A 20,892-nucleotide genomic window follows, 5' to 3' on the forward strand; every position below is an offset into this window, starting at 1 on the left:
TCCTTAATTATATATAAATAAATTTATTATTTTTTATTTACCCAAATTGGTGAAGACCAAGCCACTGATCCATCAGTTTCATATACCTTTGCTAGGTAAAAATTATCCCCTTTATTCTCTAAATCGAAAGTTTTATTTATTTTGTATGCAATTTCAGGTTTCCCCTTCATGATTCTTACCTTATAAGCATTATGATAGAAAGGATCACTTCTATAATAATCTTCAAATCCAAATCTTTCTTTTGCCAAAGCCTTTGCTTCCTCTACAAACGCTATAACATCTGTATTCGCTAATATAGATGCTACTTTTTTTATATAAGTCTTTCCATCTACCTCTAAAATGATATCTGAATTTTTGTCTGCCTCTATTTCAAAAACAAACCCTTCTGTAGTCACAGGAGATGGTCCCATCCACTTTCCAGATTGTGTAGTTTTTCTTGTAGTAAGCTGAAATTCACAAGCTTTATCATCTATTACTTTTAAACTTTGACCCTTTGAAGCCCAACATTTTTCTATAGATTTAATTGTTCCTGTTGTTTTTAAAGAGCCTGTCCATTTTTTCTCTTGAATATCTGGATAAATTTTCAAATCTGGTCCCCATCCAAATTCTATTTTAAATTTAAATCTTACTGTATTTTCTATTTTTTCTTCCATCCAATTTTCACTATGATTATATGTGAAGTATGGATTTCCATTTTTATATATTACTACTCTATCTATAGCATCTTGTGTCTCCACGGATATGTGATGACTTAGTCTATCCTTATCTGTTGAAAACTCTGAACCCATTATATTTCCGTCTATTTCATAAAGTAATTTGACCTTTCCTTTAGTCATTCCATATACTCTTCTGTGAGTAAGTGCATTCCATATACTATCTACAGTGTTATCCTCTGCTAGCACTCCTGCAAATCCATGTCCATATTGAGCTGCCACTAGATGATTATCCCCAGATGCTATTATTCCTACTTTATGCCCCATTTTTAATCCATCAAATACTGATGTCCCGCCAGTTCTCGGTCCCATATGAATATGTCTAGTCATAGGTATATCAGTATCTCCACTTTCTGAACTTCCATGTGACGAATATATCTCTGCAAAAGGAGAAAATTCATCTATATGAGTGCCCCAATTCTTTCCTCTATGATATAGGCTATAGGCTAAATGGTGAGGTATAGCTATTACAGAATACTGGGAAAGTTCATTGTATAAATCTACATATCTTAATGGGTTTACTAAAGGTCCTTCATCTTTAAAAAATACATTATGATCTCCATCCAGCCCTGCTCCTTGCCATTCATATCCTGCTAACACAGGGAACTTAGGATTCAATTTGTTCTTTTCTTTTACAAACTGAGTTATATTATCCCAATCTTCTTTCACCTTTTCAATTGGATGTATATCTTCAAGACTAATGCCAGTTTTGTCTTTTCTGACATGATAAGGATAATATGCAATAGGCCAAAAATCTAACATCTCTTTTGCCTGCTCATACCACTGTTCTAATTGACCCATCTGCTCATGATGAATATTGCTATGTAAATCTGAAAATAAATATTTATACTTCATTTTGCCCTCCTATGTTCTCTCTTTAAATTGATTGTAAACATTTTCTAAACAAATGTCAATACATTTATTTAAATGTATTTATATTTTTTTTCTATCTCAATATTACAAACTTCTTTCTTATTTTTTGCATACTTTAAAGCATCTTATATTAAGCTTCTAATCATACTATTCCGGCGTTTCTCCCATATGAAGAGCAAAGTCTTCAACTTAATGAAAATCTTTAGTTTTAACCTGATACAAAATAATAACTTCTTCTTTTGCAGTATAAAAAGTGTATCTTTTATTTTTTTAAATAAATATATTAAATGCAAATGTAAATACATTTAAGAGAGACATATTTGTTTTACCCATTTAAATGTATACTTTTTAAATATATACTGTTATAATATACTATAATCATGATTCTATTAAAATGAGGTGATTAGCATTAAATATGAGTAATAAGATGGCTCAATATAAACAAATTGAAAATGATATTTTAGATAAAATCTCAACATGTTTTTATAAAAAAAATGATATGATTCCAACGGAATTAGAACTTGCAAGAAATTACAATGTTTCTAGAGTCACTGTAAGAAGAGCAACTGATAATTTAGTTGCTAAGGGGCTGCTTTACAGAACCCCTGGTGTAGGAACTTTCGTTACAGGTAACACAGCCACCCAAAAAATAGCTGTATTGCGAAGTTTTACAGAAGAAATGAAAGAACTAGGATTGACCCCTTCAACAAAAGTCAACTCCTTCACGGTAAAAGAAGCTACTCCAGCTATTGCTAATATATTAGGCATAGCTGAAAATGATATGGTCTACTATATAGAAAGATATAGATATGGTAATGGAGAACTTCTTGTTATTGAACACTCTTATATGTCAGTAAAAAAACATTCCGATATTTCCATAAAAATTTTAGAAGGCTCAAAATACGAGTATTTTGAAAAGGTTAAAGGAATAAGTATTGATTATAGTTATCATCAAACTTCTCCTATGCTTCCTACTGATAACTTATGTAAACTATTTTCTATAGATAATTGTACTCCAATAATAAGAATAGGAAATACAACTTATTCAAAAACTGGAGATGTATTAGACTACACCGAATTATTTTTAAACTCTCCAAAATATCAATTAAACTATATAAGAAAAAGATAAATGATTTTTAACGCAATACGAAATAAAGGATGCCTAATGGCATCCTTTATTTTAAATAAGAATCAACTATATATCTTATATAATCCATTGTTCTATCTACACTTTCTTCAACCGAATATATCGGATCTTTTCTAAGAAATTTTCTAAGCATTCCTTCATGAATTAATACTGTCATTTCATTAATCTTGTATATTTCCTCATCGGATAAGTTGTAATTACCCAAATATACTTTTATTATAGAGTAACTTCTAGAATAAATATTATCTCCCAAAAGCATAAAGTTTAACTCTTCCGAGCTTCCCAGTTCATCTGGAAATATAGAGTAATATTCTTTTATTATGTCTGTTAAACAATTGCTGAACTCTGAAAAAAATATAAGATTATATATCTTAGGATTGCTAAAAGAATATTTACAAAAGCACTCCCAAATAAGAAAGAATTTTTCTTTATTTGATTTTGCAGTACTTACATAAGAAGTCAATGCCTCTGTATATTCTTTTAAATATTTCATAGAAGCAAATAAAATCAAATGGTCAAGATTACTAAAATAATTATATAAAGTTGCACTATTATATCCTGCTTCATCTGCTACCTTTCTTATGGTAACATTCTCTATGCCTTCTTCTTCCATAATCTTAATAGTAGCATCTATAAAATACCCCATTAATCTTCTTTTTTGAATTGTCTTTTTGTCCATACACGTTTTCCCACCTATTCATCTAATCATGTCCTACATATTATATCATATTTCTCTCTATAATTAGGATAACAATTTTAAATTATCAGAAAATATAATCATGATTATTATATAATCCTATTTTATTTATAAACACGATTGTGCTAATATATAGTCAGACAATTTTTTATTTTCTAATTTCTATCCATCAATTTTAGAAACGACCTATATTATTTAAATAGTGAAAGGAGCGTATAATATGAAGTTAGAAATCGGTAATTTTTATGTCAAAGATATTTGCTTTGGAGAAAAAAATTCCTATGACAAAGGACTGCTTACCATTAATAAGGAAGAGACTCTAAGGTTTATAAGAGAGGATGAGCATATTACTGAAGCTGAGCTATACATTGTAAAACCTGGTGATATGGTTCGTCTAGTACCAGTAAAAGAAGCTATTGAACCTAGAGTAAAAGTCAATGGAGATCCTGTTTTCCCTGGATATACAGGAGATTTAAAGCAAGCTGGAAATGGAAAAACTCATGCACTTAAAGGCACTTCTGTATTAGTAGTAGGACGTCACTTTGGAGGATTTCAAGATGGACTTATTGACATGGGAGGCGAAGGCGCAAAATATACTTATTTCTCTCAATTAAAAAATATAGTTCTCGTAGCAGATACAGATGAAGATTTTGAAAAAGGAGAACAACAAAAAAAGAACAAAGTTTTAAGACAAGCTGGTCATAAACTAGCAGAATATATAGGTAGCATAGTAAAGGATTTAGAACCTGAAGAAGTTGAAACTTATGAATTACCTCCTATAACTAAACGCAGCAAAAAAGAAAACGATTTACCTTCTATGGTTTATGTTATGCAACCTCAATCTCAAATGGAGGAACTTGGATATAACGACTTAGTATATGGATGGGACAGTAATAGAATGCTTCCTACCCTTATGCATCCAAATGAAGTTCTTGATGGAGCTATAATATCCGGAAGTTTCATGCCTTGCTCTTCAAAATGGTCAACCTATGACTTCCAAAATTGCCCTACTATCAAAAAATTATATAAAGAGCATGGAAAAACAATAAACTTCTTAGGAGTAATAATGTCAAATCTTAATGTTGCTCTTGAACAAAAAGAAAGAGCCGCTTTATTTGTAGCTCAAATGGCTAAATCCTTAGGTGCTGATGGTGCTATTGTTGCTGAAGAAGGTTACGGAAATCCTGATGCTGACTTCATAGCTTGCATAGTTGCATTAGAAGATGCCGGTGTAAAGACTGTTGGTATAACTAACGAATGTACTGGAAGAGATGGAAAGTCTCAGCCTCTAGTTACTTTAGATGAAAAAGCTAATGCCATAGTTTCCTGTGGTAACGTTTCCGAGCTTATCGAACTTCCGCCTATGGAAATAGTTTTAGGTGAACTCGAATCCCTAGGAAGAGATGGACTTTCAGGAGGATGGGCTGGTGATGAAATCTTAGGACCATCAGTTAGAGAGGATGGCTCTATAATAATGGAAAATAACGCTATGTTCTGTGGTGACCAAGTTATAGGATGGTCTCCTAAAACTATGAAAGAATTCTAGGAGGTGTGTGAATTGAAAAAAGCTTTATTGTATATAAATCAATTCTTTGGGCAAATAGGTGGTGAAGAAAAGGCTGATTTTGAACCTATTGTTATAGAAGGTTTAGTAGGTCCTGCTATGCATCTAAACAAAGTTCTGGATGCAGAAGTTACTCACACAATAATATGTGGAGATAATTTTATGGGCTCTCATGAAGAAGAAGCCATTTCAAGAATTCTTAAAGATATTGAAAATATAGATTTTGATATTTTCTTTGCAGGCCCTGCATTTCAAGCTGGTAGATATGGATCTGCATGTGGAAATATATGCAAAGCTGTTAAGGAAAAATTTAATGTTCCTACTATATCCTCTATGCATATAGAAAACCCTGGTGTAGAAATGTTTAAAAATGATATTTATATATTCAAAGGTGGTCATAGTGCAGCAAAAATGAGAGCTGATATAGAAGCTATGGCAAGTTTCGGAAACAAGCTACTAAATAATGAATCTTTATTAAGTGCTGATGAAGAAGGCTACTACGGTCGTGGAATACGCCATCAAGTTTGGCTAGACACAGCTGTTCCAGCTAGTGATAGAGTTGTTGATATGCTTATAAAGAAACTAAATAATGAACCTTTTAAAACAGAGCTCCCTATTCCAAAGCTTGATAGAGTACCTATTGCAAATCCTATTAAAGATTTAAGCAAAGCTACTATCGCTTTAGTTACAACTGGTGGAATAGTTCCTGTAGATAATCCTGATAGAATTCAATCAGCTTCTGCAACTAGATGGGGAAGGTACGATATATCATATACCGATGATTTAAAGGGTGGAGTATATAAAACTATCCATGCTGGTTTTGACCCTGCTGCCGCTGATGCAGACCCAGACGTTATAACTCCAATCGATGCATTGCGTGCTTATGAAAAGGAAGGAAAAATCGGAAAGCTTCACGAATATTTCTATTCAACAGTTGGTACTGGTACAACTCAAGCTGAAGCTGCCAGAATGGCAAATGAGATGACAGTTTACTTGAAAGATGCCCACGTAGATGGTGTTATCTTAGTTTCTACATGAGGAACTTGTACTCGTTGCGGTGCAACAATGGTAAAAGAAATAGAAAAAGCTGGTTTTCCAATAGTTCAAATGGCAAATCTAGTACCTGTAGCAAAAACTGTTGGTTCTAATAGGATAGTTCCAACAATATCAATACCTTATCCTCTAGGTGATCCATCTACGACTAAGGAAGAGCAATGGAAGTTAAGATATCATAGAGTTGGTATTGCTCTAGATGCTCTTACTTCAGATATAAAGGAGCAAACTGTATTTAAGGTTAAATTTTAAAATGAGGTGTTAATTATGAAAGTCTCTAAAAATAGTAAAAACAGTGTGTATTCTATTTCTCTAATAATTACTTTCATAATAGTCATACTAGGTGTCGTATTTCCAGATAAATTTAATGATGTAGCAAATAACGTATATGGATTTTTAGCAAATAATTTTGGCTGGTCCTATTTAATATCTATGTTGGTCTTTGTAATATTTGCTCTTATACTAGCTTTCAGTAAATATGGAAACATAAAACTTGGAGCTGATGATTCAAAGCCTGAATTTAGTACAGTTTCATGGTTCGCAATGTTGTTTGGAGCTGGTATGGGAATAGGACTTGTATTCTGGGGAGTTGCTGAACCGCTCTCCCACTTCACTTCTGACATAACCGGACTTACTCCTGGCAGCCCTGAAGCTGCTGCCTTTGCAATAAGAGCTTCATTTAAACATTGGGGTTTTCACCCTTGGGCAAATTATAGCATAATAGGACTTGCTTTAGCTTATTTCCAGTTTAGGAAAAACAAACCAGGTCTAATAAGCAGTATTTTTATTCCTTTATTAGGCGAAGAAAGAGTTAAAGGTCCTATAGGCAAAACAATAGATATTTTAGCTATATTTGCAACAGTAGCTGGTGTAGCCACTTCATTAGGTCTAGGGACGCTTCAAATAAACAGCGGATTAAATTATGTTTTTAATATTCCTGAGACTAAAATGGTTCAATTAATAATTATATTAACAATAACTTTTATATTTATTTGGACGGCTGTCAGCGGAATAGAAAAAGGTATAAAAGCCATCTCAGACTTAAACCTTTGGCTTGCTTTTGGCTTGATTCTATTAACATTTTTAGTTGGTCCATCAATAAAAATGATCAATACATTTACTACTGGATTAGGTGATTATATCGGAGCCTTTTTCCAAGATAGTTTGAATATAAGTCCATTTGGAGATAATACTTGGACAAATGCATGGACTATCTTTTACTGGGCTTGGTGGATTGCATGGGCTCCATTTGTAGGAACCTTTATAGCCCGTATATCTAAGGGAAGAACTATAAGAGAATTCGTTGGAGGAGTAATTTTAGCTCCAGCTTTAGCATCACTACTATGGTTTGCTATATTTGGTGCTTTAGGTATAAACCTTGGTATCACTGGGAAAATGACTACTTCTGCACTTCAATCTATAGCTGCAAAACCTGAACTCACACTTTTTGCAGTAATAGAAAACTACCCTTTAGGAACTATAATTTCAGTTATTACTATAGTGCTTCTTTGTACTTTCTTCATTACTTCTGCAAACTCAGCAACATTTGTACTAGGCATGTTTTCATCTAATGGAGATTTAAACCCAAGTAATAGCAAAAAAATTCTATGGGGTTTAGTACAAGCTTTATTAGCTATCTCTCTACTATTTGCAGGTGGCTTGAAAGCTCTTCAAACGGCCTCGGTGGCAGCGGCATTTCCATTTATATTTGTAATGCTGTTCGCCTGTGTGTCCTTAGTAAAGGCTCTTCGTCAAGAAGATCTTACATCTATCATTAATAGCAAGAATAAGACCTCTATTAAATAAAATGCAAGGAGTCATAGAAAATAATAACTATGACTCCTTGTCTATGATTTTAAATATAATTTTATCCTCTGAGAGTAGCTTTTATCCTATCCGTCTTAAACAAAAGTTCAAAGCCATCATGTATAGATGAAACTACTATATCACTTAGAGTAATAAGCTTTCCTGAGCAGCCTTCCTCACCCATTATGCATACTGAAATGGTAGAGACCTTAAACATTTCTATATCATTAAAACCATTGCCAAAGCATATTGTATCCCCTTTAAGAGATTCTACTAAGTTTCTTTTGTATACTGCTGCATTATCAGATGGAAAAGTAATCAGCTTTACAGGAAGTCCATGGCATTTTGCAGTTACAGTTCCATAAGTATCAGCTGTAAGTATATAGATTTTAACTAATTTGCTCAGTTCCTTTATATTATTAATAGTTTCAATGCTCATCTCTCCATCTAGTGCAATAGTTCCATTGTAATCAAAAACTATATTCTCTATTTGGTACTTTCTCCTTCCGGGAATGTTTACTTCTATCATATAAATGCCTCCCTTTATACTTTTTTAAATATCTGTTCCATAAAGCTTAATTACATTTATCATCGGCTCTTCATAGGAATGTACCTCTTTGATATTTAAAAATTTCTGTGTTTATATTCTATCCTCCAAAAGGTTTGTACTATATATATTCAACTATAGAATATTAGGTAACCTTTTCATTATGCACTTCAAAACGTCTTCATCTTTAACTAAAATTTTCCTTTCCCTGTAAAGTTCCCTCCAAATAGAATACTTTTCATATAATATTTTTTCATTTATATCAATATTTCGTTTAGTCAATTCACTTATCAATAATTCTTCTATATACGCAATTTCAGAATTATCTCTTGTATTTTTTGCTGATAAATCTTCTGATAAAGGAAAACTAAATCTAAATTTATCAACCAGTTTATCATCCTTACTAATAAATATTGTATGGGTACTATCCCAAGCAACAATTTCAATACTAGCTAATGGGTGCTGTATACCTACATCATCTACCCAAAACCCATTATATTCCTCAGCGAGAGGTAGCTCATATTTTAAAATTTCTTCGATCTTAACCTCTTTAGAAAATCCAGAAAAAACTCCCCAAATAAATTGAAACTCTTCTTCGTAAACAATTTTTGTAAGCTCTTCACCTGAAAGCCAAATATATTCTTTTGAGAATAATTCCTCTAATTTTTCATCGTTAGGATAACAAACGCAATCTGTAATGAGCCAATTGTATTTTAACTGCTCATTTTCTATTGCTTCAAAAACACTAAAAAGATTAGTGTAATATTCTTCCCCCTTATCTAATATTGCACTTTTCAAATTCTCACCCCATTAAACATAATTTTGATTAGCATTATTATAAATTAATTATATCATTGGAAACTAGAAAACCTCCTATAAAATCATAAAATTAAAAAAAATGTGATAACCATTCACTGCTTATATGAATAATTATCACATCTTTTTACATGTTTTTTATAGCTTTTACAACTAGAATATCTGCCGGAACCCATCTAGGGTTGTTCAATTCATCTAACTCTATCCATTTTGCATCATTATGAGTATTTAACTTTAAATGTCCATCTGTCACTTCTGATAAGAAGCAATGCATTGTAAGATGAAATTTTTCATAATCATACTCGTCTTTTACATTCATACGAACGCTTATAAAGTGTATTATCAATTCGCTTTATATATATTTTATGATTGATTATCCGCACAATCCGCTTCGTCCGTAATGTTTTTGTAGCCAAAATGTAGCCACTGTTTTTATTCACCTCAATGCACTCTATTATTTGATACCGAAATTTTCACAACACAAAATGAGTTTTACCAATTATCCCTAATAAAATCCCATTTGGCTATATTACCGTGTCACTTATATCCGAATGAAGAAGCTCATCAGGCATTTTTAAATTAAATTGCTGATACAGATGTTGAACAAATTGTTTTTCCGTCTGAGAAAGAGGCTCTCCTGCTCGTTTAATCCATAAAAGTTCTAGAGTATGAGGTGTAGAATCACTAACCGGGATAGCACGTATTTGGGGATTTTTAAAACATCCCACTGCCCATTTAGCTACATACATCAGTGCATCCGTCTGAAGTAAAAAATGCTCACAAGCACTTATAGAATTTAAAAAAATGATTCGCTTCATATTGAAATGATTATTGGAATTATCGACATATAAATTCTGACTAGCAGCCTCCTCCATATCCAATGCCACATGAAGATTTTGTTCACACTGTTCATATGTTAAACTTTTACAGTCATAATAAGGAGATTTTGGTCCAATGCAAACATAAGCCTCCGCACTATCCAGAGGATATAACTTCAATCTTTTGGCATTAGAAGACCATAAGTACGTTTTTGCATCTGTGTTGCTACGTACTAGAAATCCCAAATCAACTTTACGTTCCAACACCATTTTGGTAACAGTATTTCGATCAGTTTCCACTAAATTGTAATGAATACATGACATCTTATTATCCAAATACGTCTTATAGATTAAATCATATATAAAATCAAGTTGCTGTGCGGCAATAAAAAGCCGTGAACTCTCTTCCCTGTTTTCAAGGTTAAAATTACTCTTTAAAGATCGAGCCGCTGTCAATACTCCTTGTGCGTAATGAACAAATCTTTTCCCTTCCTCCGTTAGCTCAATACCTCTTGGGTTTCTGATAAGAATCTGAATGCCATATTCCTCTTCCAATCCCATAATGGATTTCGTAAGGCTTGGCTGACTGACAAAAAGTTGCTGTGCGGCTTTTGAAATGGAGCCGCATTCTACTACCTCAAGAAGATATTCTAGTTGTTTGATTTTCACTATTATCTACCTCCTGTAAATTTGCATGACATTGTGCAAAATAACCGATTTATATAAAAGCCATTCAAATACAGCAATATTCCCACTCTCTATATCACGGATATAGTTTATTGGTATTTGTCATCACTTTATTATAGCGATATATTGTCATTAAATCAAGCAATACAAAGCGATTCGTATTTTAATTAAGGAGGATATTATTTTATGTCAGAATTTTACAACATTTATCCCAAAGACAAATGGCGAAGTCCAGAATATAAGGTAATGGACAAGTTTTCTCTAAAAGGTAAAAAGGGATTCGTTACCGGCGGTGCAGGTGGTATCGGACGTAATATTGCTACTGCATGGGCAGAAGCAGGAGCTGATGTTGCTTTAGTTGGTACTCCTACTTCCCAAGAAAGGCTAGCCCCTCTTGCAGAAGAAATGTCTAAACGGTATGGGGTAAAGATAATACCACTTTACTGCGATGTTTCTGATAAAGAGCAGGTTGACCAATTGGAAAAAGATTTAATTCGTGAACTTGGAACCGTAGATATCGCCCATATTAATGCTGGTGCATGCCTTTCAGGAGACGATGTGGATGTTTCTTATGAAACATGGAAAAAAGTCATTGATATCGACTTAAACGGAGCTTTTTTGACAGCTCAAACAGCACAACGCATTATGCGCAAACACAACCACGGAGGTTCCATCATTATAACCTCTTCATCATCTGGTTATAATGTAAAACTTATCGGTGGAAATCCTTCTCCCGCATTTGCTTATGGTACCGCAAAAGCAGGTGTTTCCCAGATGGCACGTTATATGGCTGCCAGTCTTGCTCCTTACAGAATTCGTGTAAATACAATTTCGCCAAGTTATGTCTGGTCTGGTATTCATGAAGGTGTGATGGACAAAACTGGGCACGACGCTTGCCTTAAAGTTGTCCCAATCAAACGTTTTGGAACAACAGAAGAATTACAAGGTGCACTTTTGTTCCTTGCTAGTGATGCCTCATCCTACATCACTGGTATCGATATTCCGATTGACGGCGGGTATTCCATTTTTTAGGAAAAACAAAATTCGTCATGGCTATAATTATCAGTTACAATATACATGTATTTGTATAAAACAACCAATTTCAAATTATAAATCAGAATAAATATAGTGATATTCACATTTTTTATATACAGGCCATAATTTATTAATATTTGTCATTATAGAAGTATAGTGATATATTATCATTAAATCAAGTGTTTCAGAATGATTCGTACCATATTTTAAGGAGGTTGATTGAAAATGTCTGAATTTTACGACATTTATCCAAAAGACAGATGGAAAGACTCAGAGTACAAAGTAATGGACAAGTTTTCCCTGAAAGGAAAAAAAGGATTTGTCACAGGCGGTGCAGGCGGTATTGGACGTAACATTGCTGCCGCATGGGCAGAAGCCGGAGCTGATGTTGCATTAGTTGACATTCCTTCTTCCAAAGAAAGACTGGAACCTCTTGCAAAAGAAATGTCAAATCGATACGGTGTTAAAATTGTACCGCTGTATTGTGATATTTCTAACAAAGAGCAAGTCGACCAATTAGAAGAGGATTTAGTTCGTGAACTTAGAACCGTAGATATCGCCCATATTAATGCTGGTGTTTGCCTTTCAGGAGATGATGTAGATGTTCCTTATGATACATGGAAGAAGGTAATTGATATCGACTTAAATGGAGCTTTCTTAACAGCACAGGTTGCACAGCACATTATGCGCAAACATAATCATGGAGGATCCATCATTATGACCTCTTCTTTATCTGCTTATAATGCAAACTTCATTGGTGGTGGTCCTTCTCCAGTATGTGCTTATGGTACCGCAAAAGCAGGTATTTCTCAAATGGCTCGTTACATGGCTGCTGGTCTTGCGCCTTACGGAATTCGTGTAAATACGATTTCACCAGGTTATATTTGGTCTGGTATTCATGAAGGTGTGATGGACAAAGCAGGTCATGATGCTTGCCTTGAGGTTGTTCCGATTAAACGTTTTGGAACAACAGAAGATCTACAGGGTGCACTACTATTCCTTGCTAGTGATGCCTCTTCCTACATTACCGGTATTAATATCCCGATTGACGGCGGATATTCAATTTTTTAAAGAAAGGGCGGAAATTTATAATGGCTAAAGTTTACATTAATGATGTAAAGGATCTGATCGTAAAAGCTGGTGAGATCCGTGAAAAACTTGCGCTAGCTACAAGGCGTATTGGAAATGTTCATATCGGTGGTCCAATGTCTGCAACTGATGTGACAACAGCAATTTATTATAAGTATATGGGATTTGATCCTGATAACTTAGATGATCCAAATAGAGATATTTTTATCCTAAGCAAAGGTCACAATGGTATTCTTCTTTTCACAATCTTTTGTGATATGGGTATGTATGATTGGGATCTCCTTTTGGATACATATAATACTATTGGACATCCATTTGGTGCTCACCCTAACCACAAACGTGTAAAAGGTATTGAAGTTTCCAGTGGTTCTCTTGGACATGGACTTTCCTGGTGTTGCGGTATTGCACATGCAAATCGTGCAAAGAATATAAAGTCCCGAATTTGGACTCTACTTGGAGACGGAGAAATGGAAGAAGGCTCCAATTGGGAAGCAATTCTTTATGCAGCATCTCATAATTTGGACAATATTGTCGCAGTTGTTGACTTCAACCATGCATCCGCTGCTTTTGAAACAGGTCAGAATCAGCGTTGGGGTGAAAAAGGCGGACCAGAAGGTATGGCTGACTGCTTCCGTGCATTCGGATGGAATGCAGTTGTCATCGATGGTACAAATATGGCAGATATCGACAAAACACTTTCTGCTCTTCCTGAGGTAACATTAAATGGAAAACCGAATGCGATTATCTGTAGCACGACAAAAGGACAGGGAGTTTCTTTCATGATGGAGCGTCCTTGTGCATGGCATATCGGTGGCTTTGACGATGATAAGTTGAAGGAAGCTGTAGAAGACATCAAGGCATATACTGCCGAAAGATTGGCGGAGGTGTAAAAAATGAGTGGATTTACATTTTGTTGTGGTGATATGGGACCTGCAATGGAAGCAAAAGGTACTGTTACCAACGAGATTTTAGAGATGATTGAGGACGATCCTCGTGTATGTTATGTAAATGCTGATGGCACAAGTTTTGGCGGGCGTGTACAACAAATGCAAGAAAAATATCCAGATCGCGTTCTAGACAGTGGCATTCAGGAAATGAATATGGTTACAATGGCAGCTGGTTTAGCAAAACAAGGATATCTTCCTTATGTGCAGACATTTGGTCCTTTCTTATGTGTTCGTGCTTTTGATCAGATTCACAATGACGTAGCTTACAATGACTACCCTGTACGTTTGATCGGTACTCATGCAGGTGTATCTTCTGGATATGGCCCTACTCATAACACAATCATTGAATTTGCTGTTATGAATTCCCTACCAAATATGACTATGATTGCTCCATGTGATGCTGAGCAATGTAAAAAAGTTCTTAGGAAAACATTGGACTATCCGAAACCTGTATATATCCGTATTCCTCGTGGTGAAGAGCCTCTTGTTTACACCAAAGACTATGACTATGATTACGAAATCGGAAAAGCAATCGTAATTCAGGAAGGTACTGACTTAAATATTATCGCGACAGGCATAGGTGTATACAATGCTGTTCAGGCTGCAAGACAATTAGAAGAAAAAGGGTACAGCGTTGGTGTAATTGATATGCATACAATTAAGCCAATTGATAAAGATGCTATTATCAATGCTGCAAAAAAGAGCGGACGAATCATTACCGTTGAAGATCATAATATTCTTGGCGGTCTAGGAAGCATCGTTGCCGATGTTCTGATGGAGGCAGGTGTATTTGCAAAACTGAAAAAAATTGGTATTCCAGATACATTTGTTGAATTTGGATATCCAGAAGAAATTTATCCATATTATGGCATGGATGCAGCAGGAATCACAAAAACAGCCTTAGAATTTTTGAAATAATTTGAATCAAATCAAGGCAACAGATAATCTTGAAAAGATACATCTGTTGCCTTATCTTATGACATAATTCTATTTCTAAGAATAAATAATATTATCTTAAAGGCAAGAAGCTCCATTTGTTTCAATTACTTTTTGATACCAATAGAAGCTGTGCTAACGGTTGCTCTTGTTTCTGTTCTGTCTGATTTTTCCATTCTCTTAGTTCCTCGTTATATTCCTGAATGAGTTTTTCCGACTTATGATACACTTTTACAAAAGACTAAACATCTGGATATCCCGCCTCCTTTGCTATCTGTGCCATATTTGTATGCATACGCTTTTCTGACTTTTCTGCCTGCTCAATTTTTCTTTCTAAGGATTTCCGTTCTTTTCCTTTGAAAAATCCTCTTATTTCGGAAAGCTGTTTCTTCTGGAAAGAAATCTCCTGCTGTATGTTTTTTACCTCCTGTGACTGTTTCTGAAGTTTTTCCATGACCTTCTGCATATCTTTCCACTCCTGCAAGTCAATCTTGGGTACTGGTTTTGGCAGTAGCTTAAATTTGAAAATCATTTCCTGTAAAAACTCTTTCGCACCTCGGATAATCTGACAGAACATATCCGGCAGCCAACCGTATGTCCTAATAGATTGCAGCGTTTTGTCTGTGATTTTTTCCTGCTTGATCTTCAAAATATCTTCTTCAGGAACGCCCTCGACTAATGCCACATCAACTGTCCGATTCCATTCCTGCCTTGCCGCATTGTCCACTTTTATCTCCTCTGCTTTCGGATTGTTCTTTCCGATTTTTTTAGTTGCCAGATAAACACCGCCTTGTTGAAATACAGAAAGTTTTTCTGCGTCTTCTTTTACATAGCAGTTGATCGTATGGATAAACAGTTCCTTAACTTCTTTGGTAAATGCTTTGTTCTTAAACCATTCTTCTTTTTTCGTGAAGATATGACTTTCATAAACTTCCCCTTTGGAGATAATACTGCACCCTGCCCGAAGATTGCCCTGCTCGTCTAAAATTTCTTTCTTTGTGCGTCTATGATTCCCCTGCCCATCATAAAACATATTTCGGGTAGCAATCTTTACTTCGGGTTGTTGTAACATTTTCCGTTCACTGAATACCAGATGAATATGATAATTCGTCTTTGTCTTGTTGTGATGAAGGGCCGCGCTGCACTCCACATCATATCTTCTATGAAAAGTTTCTGTAAAAAGCCTTACCACATCATCTGCGCTGTACTGAACAAAACTTTCGGGAAGTGCTATGATAAACTCACGCCCTTCAATACATTTCCCTGCTGAACCACTCGCCTTAAAGTCTAACTGGTTTTCTCTTGCAAGATTTTTCCAAAACTCTGATGTTGCTCCTTCTGTCTGATAGGTCGCATAGAGATATTCCTGTCGTTTCGGATTAGAGATATAGTCAATTCTTCCTGCCACATCAGATAACTTGCTTTGTCTGATAAATGAATGTCTGCCTATAAGCATCCTCCTTCCTCGCCTCTCGCCGACTTTATTGTGAGTAGGTGCATAGGCACCTGTTTACGAACTTATTGCCGTATCCGGCATAAGCCTCGTAGAGCGAAATACACAGAGTATAAACCGTAGGTTTGTGCGATGGGTGTATTTCGCTATCAAACGCCTAGGGCTATTTTTGTTTAACACAATCCGATTACTTCTCGGACTTACACTTAGATTTATGGGCGTATCCGCCCTTTTTATTTTCCCGTATCCGGGCTGCTTTTTTTATGACTGACAGCAGATTATCTACGGTACTTTCTTCCCATCCGGCAAGCCATATCAAAGTTCTTTCATCTGCTTTTGTCAGTTCCACACCTTCCAGTACCTTGTTCATTTTTTGTATCTGTCTGCCCTCCATCTCATAAAAGAAATCATTCACATTTCTGCTTTCCCTCTCCGGTTGCTTTAGCATCTCCAACACTCCCTTCTGCAAAAAATAAAATAAATCCAAAAAATACACGTATAAGGGTATAAACGTATCTTCCATACTTTTCAGAAACACGTAATCCCTTGATTTTTCTGAAGATATATGCATATACGCTTCTTTGGAAAATTCTTTTTTATCTGTGTTTCATCCGTATCAACGATAGCAGTCTATGCGTATCTGAGTATGGATTCCCTGAAATCCTCTGGCATTTTTCCCATTATCTGAGAGAATATTCGTAGAATAATGAATGTGATACTTCTTTTCATTTTCTTTTAAGTACCCCGAAAAACTTTTTGCACTCATAGGTTTTTCCGTATTATCTTCACACCAGCGTCAGTATGCCTGATATAAATTTTTAGAAGTTGCTGTTGTATTTTCTTCCAGCCGGATATACCCGGATGATTGCATAAAAGCAATAATGTTATTCCCGGATTCCATAGCTTCATGTAGATTTTTCTTTGCACGTTCGCTGATGGTAAAGCGGTAATTATTTTTCAATAATCGTTTCAATCCCTCTAGACACCAGAGAAAAATATCATCCGCTTCTCTTTGCAGTTTCTCAATCAGATAAGGATCATCTACTCTGTCTGGCTGCACATCTTTGACTGTCAGTATCATCTGCCTGCGATAAAATCCATAGGAACGGTCATGTAAGGCACTCAGACTTCCGTTTCCGAAGCAGAGAAAACTGACATATAAATTCCCCTGCACACTCTGCTTTGACTTTCGTTCCAAATCCATCTTATCCTCCAGAGTGACTATGGTTTTAATGTAGTTGGTGTCTTTCAAGGCTTCCAGTTTCATATCATCATCCACCATAAAAAGCCTGTATTCCAAATCTGCCCTTGCAAAACGATTATGCTCTACCTTTTGAATATTGCTTACATTCATATTCGTTCCGAGGATTTTTCTCATAATCAGACCGATACGTGACTTTCCCTCTCCTCCTTTTCCTAAGATAATCAATAACTTCTGTGCCTTGTTGGATGGGATTAATCAATATCCCATATATTCCTGCAAAGTAGGAATATCATCTTCCTCCAACAGTTCTGAAAGAAATTTCAACCAATTTTCCGGCTTTGCTTCTTTCATTTCATAATTTACAGGCAAGCGGTTCAGGCAAAACTCTTTCTTCTCTGTAAAACTGCCACTCAAAAAGTAAGTTCCATTATTCACGTGAATGCGATCCATCTGCACCGGAAGTTCTTCTGAATAGTCTTCCAGTTTAAGAACCTCCAAAAGCTGTTTTACTTTCTTGGAAATCCCTTTCGTAAGAACCGGTTTTACCATTCTGTAAATTTCTTTTTCCACTTCGCTGTCCGGCAGCATTCCATCATAACTTAAAAAGATACCGTTGATACACTTCAATGGCATTCTTTGCAGAAAATTTTCACAAAATGCCACCTCATCAATCTGCCCATCCTCAAACCATTCCTGAGAGTACTGTTTAGAGTTCATTTCCCTCTGATCCAATGCTTCTTCCAGTCTGTTCCTTGTTGTTTAGTCTATATTCTTCCATTCGTTCTTCAATTCTTTTCACATCCTTCCCACTATCCAATAAAAATTCAATTCTATCCTGTAACTCTCCAAACACCAGTAAATCAAGATAATAATTTATCTTTTCTGTCTGCTGACAGGCTTCTATAAATTCTGCTTTCCATTCTTCAAATTTCTTTTCGGTCTAGTACAGAGTTCTTTTCGGTTTTTCTTTTTTCTTACTGATATTCCTTTTCTTTGAGCTATCCGTAATAATCGGTATCCGAAAATCTTCTGCCAGTTTCTTTGCTGCTTCCAATGGTGCAAGGTGAAGGAAATCTGCCACAAATGTGATCACCTCCCCTTTCGCACCACAGGCAAAACAGCAAAAGCCTTTATCTACTTTCATACTGGGATGCCTGTCATCATGAAAGTGGCAACAGACCATCCCATTTTTACTTACTTTCAATCCGTACTGTTCGGCAGCCTGCCTTGCAGTTACGTTTTCTTTTACTATCTGAAAGATATTCATTCTATTTTCATCTCACAGCCATAATATTTTTTCTGGAAATATCTGACCAGAACTTTCCCCTTAATGATGTTATATCCGGCATTTTCCAGCTCCTCATTCATTACCCTCACGATTTCATAGGCTTTGCTTCTTCCTACCCCGAGAATCTTCATAATGTCATTTGCGATAATATAAGATACATTGATCTGCATACACTCTCCTCCTTTTTCTACTTTCTATCTATCCAAAGTGCCATTACAGCGCGCTTTTATTTCATATTTGCTATTTAATGCGTTTTTAATATGCACTTTCAATTCGTTTTATTTCGTGTTATATTATCCATGAGGTGAATAAAAAATGAACGAAATGGAAGTTTCAACAATAGGAGAACGAATTAAAACACTACGAAAAAAAGAGGGTACAACCAGAAAGATTTAGCAACCCTTCTTGGAAAAGCTCTCCGTACTGTTCAAAAATATGAAAGCGGGGAAATTGAAGTGTCAATCGCAATGGTCAATGAACTGGCTAAAGTGCTTGATACTACCTCTACCTATCTTCTCGGACACCAGACAGGGGATTTCAAATTTGACTGTCTCTCTGATGTTATGGAATGTCTGTTTCAACTGAAAAAAATCAACGGACTGCATTTTTCCATAGAAACAAAAAGGCCGCCCCACCATGATGGCTGGCAATGTTCCATTACTTTTGATGGAAAAGATAAATCCGCCGAGCAGAATGCAGATATGTGTCTGTTCCTCGAGGAATGGGAAAACAACAGAGAGTCTTTTCAGCATTATTGCATAGCAAAAGATGTCTATGAAGATTGGAAAGACAAAACCCTTGCCTACTATGCTTCACAGGGAGTAGAGATAAAAGAACCAGAAAATCTCGATACTAAGGAACGGTTAAAAAGAAGAAATGCACTTTTTTCTGGCAAGTAAACCTACATAAGATGAGTCAAAAACTCTTATGAAAGGAATGATGTAATTTGTCATTAACAAAAGATACAACAGGGAAATGGATGTCACAGGTGCGTGTCAAAAACTACATAGGAAAAACCATCCATAAGAAAAAACGTGGTTTTGCCACAAAAAAGAGGCTCTGGAGTGGGAAAGAGACTTTCTCAACAAAGCCAATGCAGATATGGGTATGCTGTTTCAGGATTTTGTTAATCTATATTTTGAGGATATGAAACACCGTTTGAAAGAATCCACCATCATTAGCAAGCATTATATGGTAGATAAAAAAATTCTTCCGATGTTTAGAAAAATCCCAATCAATGAAATTACTCCGAAAGATATTCGTAAATGGCAGAATGGCTTAACCGCATATCGTGATGGAAAAGGCAAGCCTTATGCACAAACCTACCTTAGAGCAATCAACAATCAGATTACAGCTATGTTCAACTATGCAGTAAAATATTATGACCTGCGGGAAAATCCATGCACAAAAGCCGGTAGCATGGGAAAAAGCAATGCGGAAGAAATGCAATTCTGGACAAAGGCTGAATTTGAACAATTTATAGCAGCCGTACAGGATAAACCAGCTTCTTATACTGCCTTCATGACCATGTACTATACTGGAATGCGGGTAGGCGAATTATGTGCTTTAACACCGGCTGATGTGGACTTAGAAAACAATACCATCACCATTAACAAAACTTTCCAGAGAATCAATGGTAAAGATGTTGTCTGGGCACCTAAAACACCAAAAAGCAACCGAGTTATCACGATACCGCAAACACTTGCTGATTGTTTAAAAACTTATATGGATAAGTGTTATGAGATTCAGCCCCTTCTGATTGCAGACCGTTTAGGGCATGAAAAAATACAGACAACCTTAAATACTTACAGTCATCTGTATCCAAACAAACAAGTCGAAGTCGCACAACAGCTTGAAAATATTATCAACGGAACAACAGTCCCAGATAGTAGCCAAATGGCAGATGTAGCCAATTTGTAGCCAATAAAAAGAAAAACCTCTAGAAAACCTTATAAATCAAGGCTTTCTAGAGATATAGCAACTATTCAAACTCTACTGTTGTAAGATACTTTTCTATTTTTATCATCTTTCATTATCCAATAACAAAAATCCACCTTTTTATAGTGCTTCACCCTGAAAACTTAATGTCATCCATTCATTAAACTTATTTTTTAAATTATCATCAGATTCTAAGCTCTCATAATATTTACTTATAGAATTTTTTACTTTCTTATTCCTATTTTCTTTCTCCTATACATCCTACTATCATTTGTTAAGTA

The 20,892-nt window shown here is 35.4% G+C and carries 23 protein-coding genes; 11 read left to right on the forward strand and 12 right to left on the reverse strand.

What is annotated here, in order from left to right; all coding sequences use genetic code 11:
• Window positions 1-26 precede the first annotated feature (26 nt).
• Window positions 27-1,568: a hypothetical protein gene (locus KQH81_RS10285; protein WP_027640041.1), complete on the reverse strand. Its 1,542-nt coding sequence runs from the start codon at window positions 1,566-1,568 to the stop codon at window positions 27-29.
• Window positions 1,569-2,001: 433 nt separating this feature from the next.
• Here KQH81_RS10285 and KQH81_RS10290 point away from each other — a divergent pair, with 433 nt between their 5' ends.
• Window positions 2,002-2,715 carry a GntR family transcriptional regulator gene (locus tag KQH81_RS10290; RefSeq protein WP_027640042.1) on the forward strand — a complete coding sequence of 238 codons (714 nt, stop codon included), beginning with the start codon at window positions 2,002-2,004 and terminating at the stop codon, window positions 2,713-2,715.
• A 46-nt stretch (window positions 2,716-2,761) separates the two neighbouring features.
• On the opposite strand, the gene KQH81_RS10295 is transcribed toward KQH81_RS10290, so the two are convergent.
• Window positions 2,762-3,412 carry a TetR/AcrR family transcriptional regulator gene (locus KQH81_RS10295; protein ID WP_099335625.1) on the reverse strand — a complete coding sequence of 217 codons (651 nt, stop codon included), beginning with the start codon at window positions 3,410-3,412 and terminating at the stop codon, window positions 2,762-2,764.
• A 238-nt stretch (window positions 3,413-3,650) separates the two neighbouring features.
• Between KQH81_RS10295 and KQH81_RS10300 the strand changes: the two genes are divergently transcribed.
• Genes KQH81_RS10300 through KQH81_RS10310 form a run of 3 tightly spaced genes read left to right on the forward strand, consistent with a single transcriptional unit; the run spans window position 3,651 to window position 7,853 of the window.
• Window positions 3,651-4,976 (forward strand): glycine/sarcosine/betaine reductase component B subunit, encoded by a 1,326-nt coding sequence (locus KQH81_RS10300; protein WP_099335626.1) that lies wholly within the window; start codon window positions 3,651-3,653, stop codon window positions 4,974-4,976.
• A 12-nt stretch (window positions 4,977-4,988) separates the two neighbouring features.
• Window positions 4,989-6,299 (forward strand): betaine reductase selenoprotein B, encoded by a 1,311-nt coding sequence (gene grdH / locus KQH81_RS10305; RefSeq protein WP_099335627.1) that lies wholly within the window; start codon window positions 4,989-4,991, stop codon window positions 6,297-6,299.
• A gap of 15 nt (window positions 6,300-6,314) precedes the next feature.
• Complete coding sequence (locus tag KQH81_RS10310; protein WP_027640047.1) at window positions 6,315-7,853, forward strand: glycine betaine uptake BCCT transporter; 1,539 nt, start codon at window positions 6,315-6,317, stop codon at window positions 7,851-7,853.
• A gap of 61 nt (window positions 7,854-7,914) precedes the next feature.
• Here the strand turns inward: KQH81_RS10310 and KQH81_RS10315 are convergent, their stop codons facing one another.
• The 4 genes from KQH81_RS10315 to KQH81_RS10330 form a co-directional block, all read right to left on the reverse strand.
• Window positions 7,915-8,382: an HAD family hydrolase gene (locus KQH81_RS10315; RefSeq protein ID WP_027640048.1), complete on the reverse strand. Its 468-nt coding sequence runs from the start codon at window positions 8,380-8,382 to the stop codon at window positions 7,915-7,917.
• A 153-nt stretch (window positions 8,383-8,535) separates the two neighbouring features.
• A complete protein-coding gene (locus KQH81_RS10320; RefSeq protein ID WP_074844544.1) occupies window positions 8,536-9,198 on the reverse strand; it encodes a hypothetical protein in 663 nt (220 codons plus the stop codon).
• 145 nt (window positions 9,199-9,343) lie between these two features.
• Complete coding sequence (locus KQH81_RS10325) at window positions 9,344-9,535, reverse strand: NUDIX hydrolase (RefSeq protein WP_051196373.1); 192 nt, start codon at window positions 9,533-9,535, stop codon at window positions 9,344-9,346.
• A gap of 205 nt (window positions 9,536-9,740) precedes the next feature.
• On the reverse strand, window positions 9,741-10,703 hold the full coding sequence (locus KQH81_RS10330; RefSeq protein ID WP_027640049.1) for a LysR family transcriptional regulator: 963 nt from the start codon (window positions 10,701-10,703) through the stop codon (window positions 9,741-9,743).
• 204 nt (window positions 10,704-10,907) lie between these two features.
• Here KQH81_RS10330 and KQH81_RS10335 point away from each other — a divergent pair, with 204 nt between their 5' ends.
• The 4 genes from KQH81_RS10335 (at window position 10,908) to KQH81_RS10350 (ending at window position 14,710) form a co-directional block, all read left to right on the forward strand.
• Entirely contained in the window at window positions 10,908-11,753 is an 846-nt protein-coding gene (locus tag KQH81_RS10335; RefSeq protein WP_099335628.1) for an SDR family oxidoreductase, read from the forward strand.
• Window positions 11,754-11,981: 228 nt separating this feature from the next.
• Entirely contained in the window at window positions 11,982-12,827 is an 846-nt protein-coding gene (locus KQH81_RS10340; protein ID WP_051196374.1) for an SDR family oxidoreductase, read from the forward strand.
• Window positions 12,828-12,847: 20 nt separating this feature from the next.
• On the forward strand, window positions 12,848-13,735 hold the full coding sequence (locus tag KQH81_RS10345) for a transketolase (protein WP_027640052.1): 888 nt from the start codon (window positions 12,848-12,850) through the stop codon (window positions 13,733-13,735).
• A 3-nt stretch (window positions 13,736-13,738) separates the two neighbouring features.
• Window positions 13,739-14,710, forward strand: coding sequence for a transketolase family protein (locus KQH81_RS10350; RefSeq protein ID WP_027640053.1), 972 nt, complete (start codon window positions 13,739-13,741; stop codon window positions 14,708-14,710).
• A gap of 259 nt (window positions 14,711-14,969) precedes the next feature.
• Here KQH81_RS10350 and KQH81_RS10355 read toward each other — a convergent pair whose 3' ends face one another.
• The 6 genes from KQH81_RS10355 to KQH81_RS10375 form a co-directional block, all read right to left on the reverse strand.
• The gene (locus tag KQH81_RS10355; RefSeq protein WP_230028207.1) at window positions 14,970-16,184 is read right to left on the reverse strand and encodes a MobA/MobL family protein; all 1,215 of its coding nucleotides are present in this window, start codon (window positions 16,182-16,184) and stop codon (window positions 14,970-14,972) included.
• 184 nt (window positions 16,185-16,368) lie between these two features.
• Window positions 16,369-16,704 carry a hypothetical protein gene (locus tag KQH81_RS10360; RefSeq protein ID WP_230028208.1) on the reverse strand — a complete coding sequence of 112 codons (336 nt, stop codon included), beginning with the start codon at window positions 16,702-16,704 and terminating at the stop codon, window positions 16,369-16,371.
• A 273-nt stretch (window positions 16,705-16,977) separates the two neighbouring features.
• Window positions 16,978-17,610 carry a DUF5906 domain-containing protein gene (locus tag KQH81_RS17750; protein ID WP_341349889.1) on the reverse strand — a complete coding sequence of 211 codons (633 nt, stop codon included), beginning with the start codon at window positions 17,608-17,610 and terminating at the stop codon, window positions 16,978-16,980.
• A gap of 30 nt (window positions 17,611-17,640) precedes the next feature.
• Window positions 17,641-18,102: a hypothetical protein gene (locus KQH81_RS17755; RefSeq protein ID WP_341349890.1), complete on the reverse strand. Its 462-nt coding sequence runs from the start codon at window positions 18,100-18,102 to the stop codon at window positions 17,641-17,643.
• A gap of 223 nt (window positions 18,103-18,325) precedes the next feature.
• Window positions 18,326-18,652, reverse strand: coding sequence for a CHC2 zinc finger domain-containing protein (locus KQH81_RS10370; protein ID WP_230028209.1), 327 nt, complete (start codon window positions 18,650-18,652; stop codon window positions 18,326-18,328).
• On the reverse strand, window positions 18,649-18,843 hold the full coding sequence (locus tag KQH81_RS10375; RefSeq protein WP_027640055.1) for a hypothetical protein: 195 nt from the start codon (window positions 18,841-18,843) through the stop codon (window positions 18,649-18,651). The genes KQH81_RS10370 and KQH81_RS10375 overlap by 4 nt, the downstream gene beginning before the upstream one ends.
• A 285-nt stretch (window positions 18,844-19,128) precedes the next feature.
• On the opposite strand from KQH81_RS10375, the gene KQH81_RS10385 reads away from it, so the two are divergent.
• The 3 genes from KQH81_RS10385 to KQH81_RS10390 all read left to right on the forward strand — a co-directional run bounded on the left by KQH81_RS10385 (window position 19,129) and on the right by KQH81_RS10390 (window position 20,593).
• Window positions 19,129-19,572, forward strand: a complete 444-nt coding sequence (locus KQH81_RS10385) for an XRE family transcriptional regulator (protein WP_230028211.1) — start codon at window positions 19,129-19,131, stop codon at window positions 19,570-19,572.
• A gap of 80 nt (window positions 19,573-19,652) precedes the next feature.
• The gene (locus KQH81_RS17760) at window positions 19,653-19,823 is read left to right on the forward strand and encodes an Arm DNA-binding domain-containing protein (protein ID WP_341349892.1); all 171 of its coding nucleotides are present in this window, start codon (window positions 19,653-19,655) and stop codon (window positions 19,821-19,823) included.
• Window positions 19,775-20,593, forward strand: coding sequence for a site-specific integrase (locus KQH81_RS10390; RefSeq protein ID WP_341349891.1), 819 nt, complete (start codon window positions 19,775-19,777; stop codon window positions 20,591-20,593). The genes KQH81_RS17760 and KQH81_RS10390 overlap by 49 nt, the downstream gene beginning before the upstream one ends.
• Window positions 20,594-20,892: the final 299 nt, after the last annotated feature.

Source organism: Clostridium cadaveris (genome assembly GCF_020911725.1).
In the GTDB taxonomy this organism is placed as follows: Bacteria; Bacillota; Clostridia; order Clostridiales; family Clostridiaceae; genus Clostridium_X; species Clostridium_X cadaveris.

Bases quoted from the DNA above. Each gene is read 5' to 3' on its own strand.
- KQH81_RS10285 (WP_027640041.1), bottom strand. From the start codon at position 1,568: ATGAAGTATAAATATTTATTTTCAGATTTACATAGCAATATTCATCAT.
- KQH81_RS10290 (WP_027640042.1), top strand. From the start codon at position 2,002: ATGAGTAATAAGATGGCTCAATATAAACAAATTGAAAATGATATTTTA.
- KQH81_RS10295 (WP_099335625.1), bottom strand. From the start codon at position 3,412: ATGGACAAAAAGACAATTCAAAAAAGAAGATTAATGGGGTATTTTATA.
- KQH81_RS10300 (WP_099335626.1), top strand. From the start codon at position 3,651: ATGAAGTTAGAAATCGGTAATTTTTATGTCAAAGATATTTGCTTTGGA.
- KQH81_RS10310 (WP_027640047.1), top strand. From the start codon at position 6,315: ATGAAAGTCTCTAAAAATAGTAAAAACAGTGTGTATTCTATTTCTCTA.
- KQH81_RS10315 (WP_027640048.1), bottom strand. From the start codon at position 8,382: ATGATAGAAGTAAACATTCCCGGAAGGAGAAAGTACCAAATAGAGAAT.
- KQH81_RS10325 (WP_051196373.1), bottom strand. From the start codon at position 9,535: ATGAATGTAAAAGACGAGTATGATTATGAAAAATTTCATCTTACAATG.
- KQH81_RS10335 (WP_099335628.1), top strand. From the start codon at position 10,908: ATGTCAGAATTTTACAACATTTATCCCAAAGACAAATGGCGAAGTCCA.
- KQH81_RS10340 (WP_051196374.1), top strand. From the start codon at position 11,982: ATGTCTGAATTTTACGACATTTATCCAAAAGACAGATGGAAAGACTCA.
- KQH81_RS10345 (WP_027640052.1), top strand. From the start codon at position 12,848: ATGGCTAAAGTTTACATTAATGATGTAAAGGATCTGATCGTAAAAGCT.
- KQH81_RS10350 (WP_027640053.1), top strand. From the start codon at position 13,739: ATGAGTGGATTTACATTTTGTTGTGGTGATATGGGACCTGCAATGGAA.
- KQH81_RS10355 (WP_230028207.1), bottom strand. From the start codon at position 16,184: ATGCTTATAGGCAGACATTCATTTATCAGACAAAGCAAGTTATCTGAT.
- KQH81_RS10360 (WP_230028208.1), bottom strand. From the start codon at position 16,704: ATGGAAGATACGTTTATACCCTTATACGTGTATTTTTTGGATTTATTT.
- KQH81_RS17755 (WP_341349890.1), bottom strand. From the start codon at position 18,102: ATGAACTCTAAACAGTACTCTCAGGAATGGTTTGAGGATGGGCAGATT.
- KQH81_RS10370 (WP_230028209.1), bottom strand. From the start codon at position 18,652: ATGAATATCTTTCAGATAGTAAAAGAAAACGTAACTGCAAGGCAGGCT.
- KQH81_RS10375 (WP_027640055.1), bottom strand. From the start codon at position 18,843: ATGCAGATCAATGTATCTTATATTATCGCAAATGACATTATGAAGATT.
- KQH81_RS17760 (WP_341349892.1), top strand. From the start codon at position 19,653: ATGTCACAGGTGCGTGTCAAAAACTACATAGGAAAAACCATCCATAAG.
- KQH81_RS10390 (WP_341349891.1), top strand. From the start codon at position 19,775: ATGGGTATGCTGTTTCAGGATTTTGTTAATCTATATTTTGAGGATATG.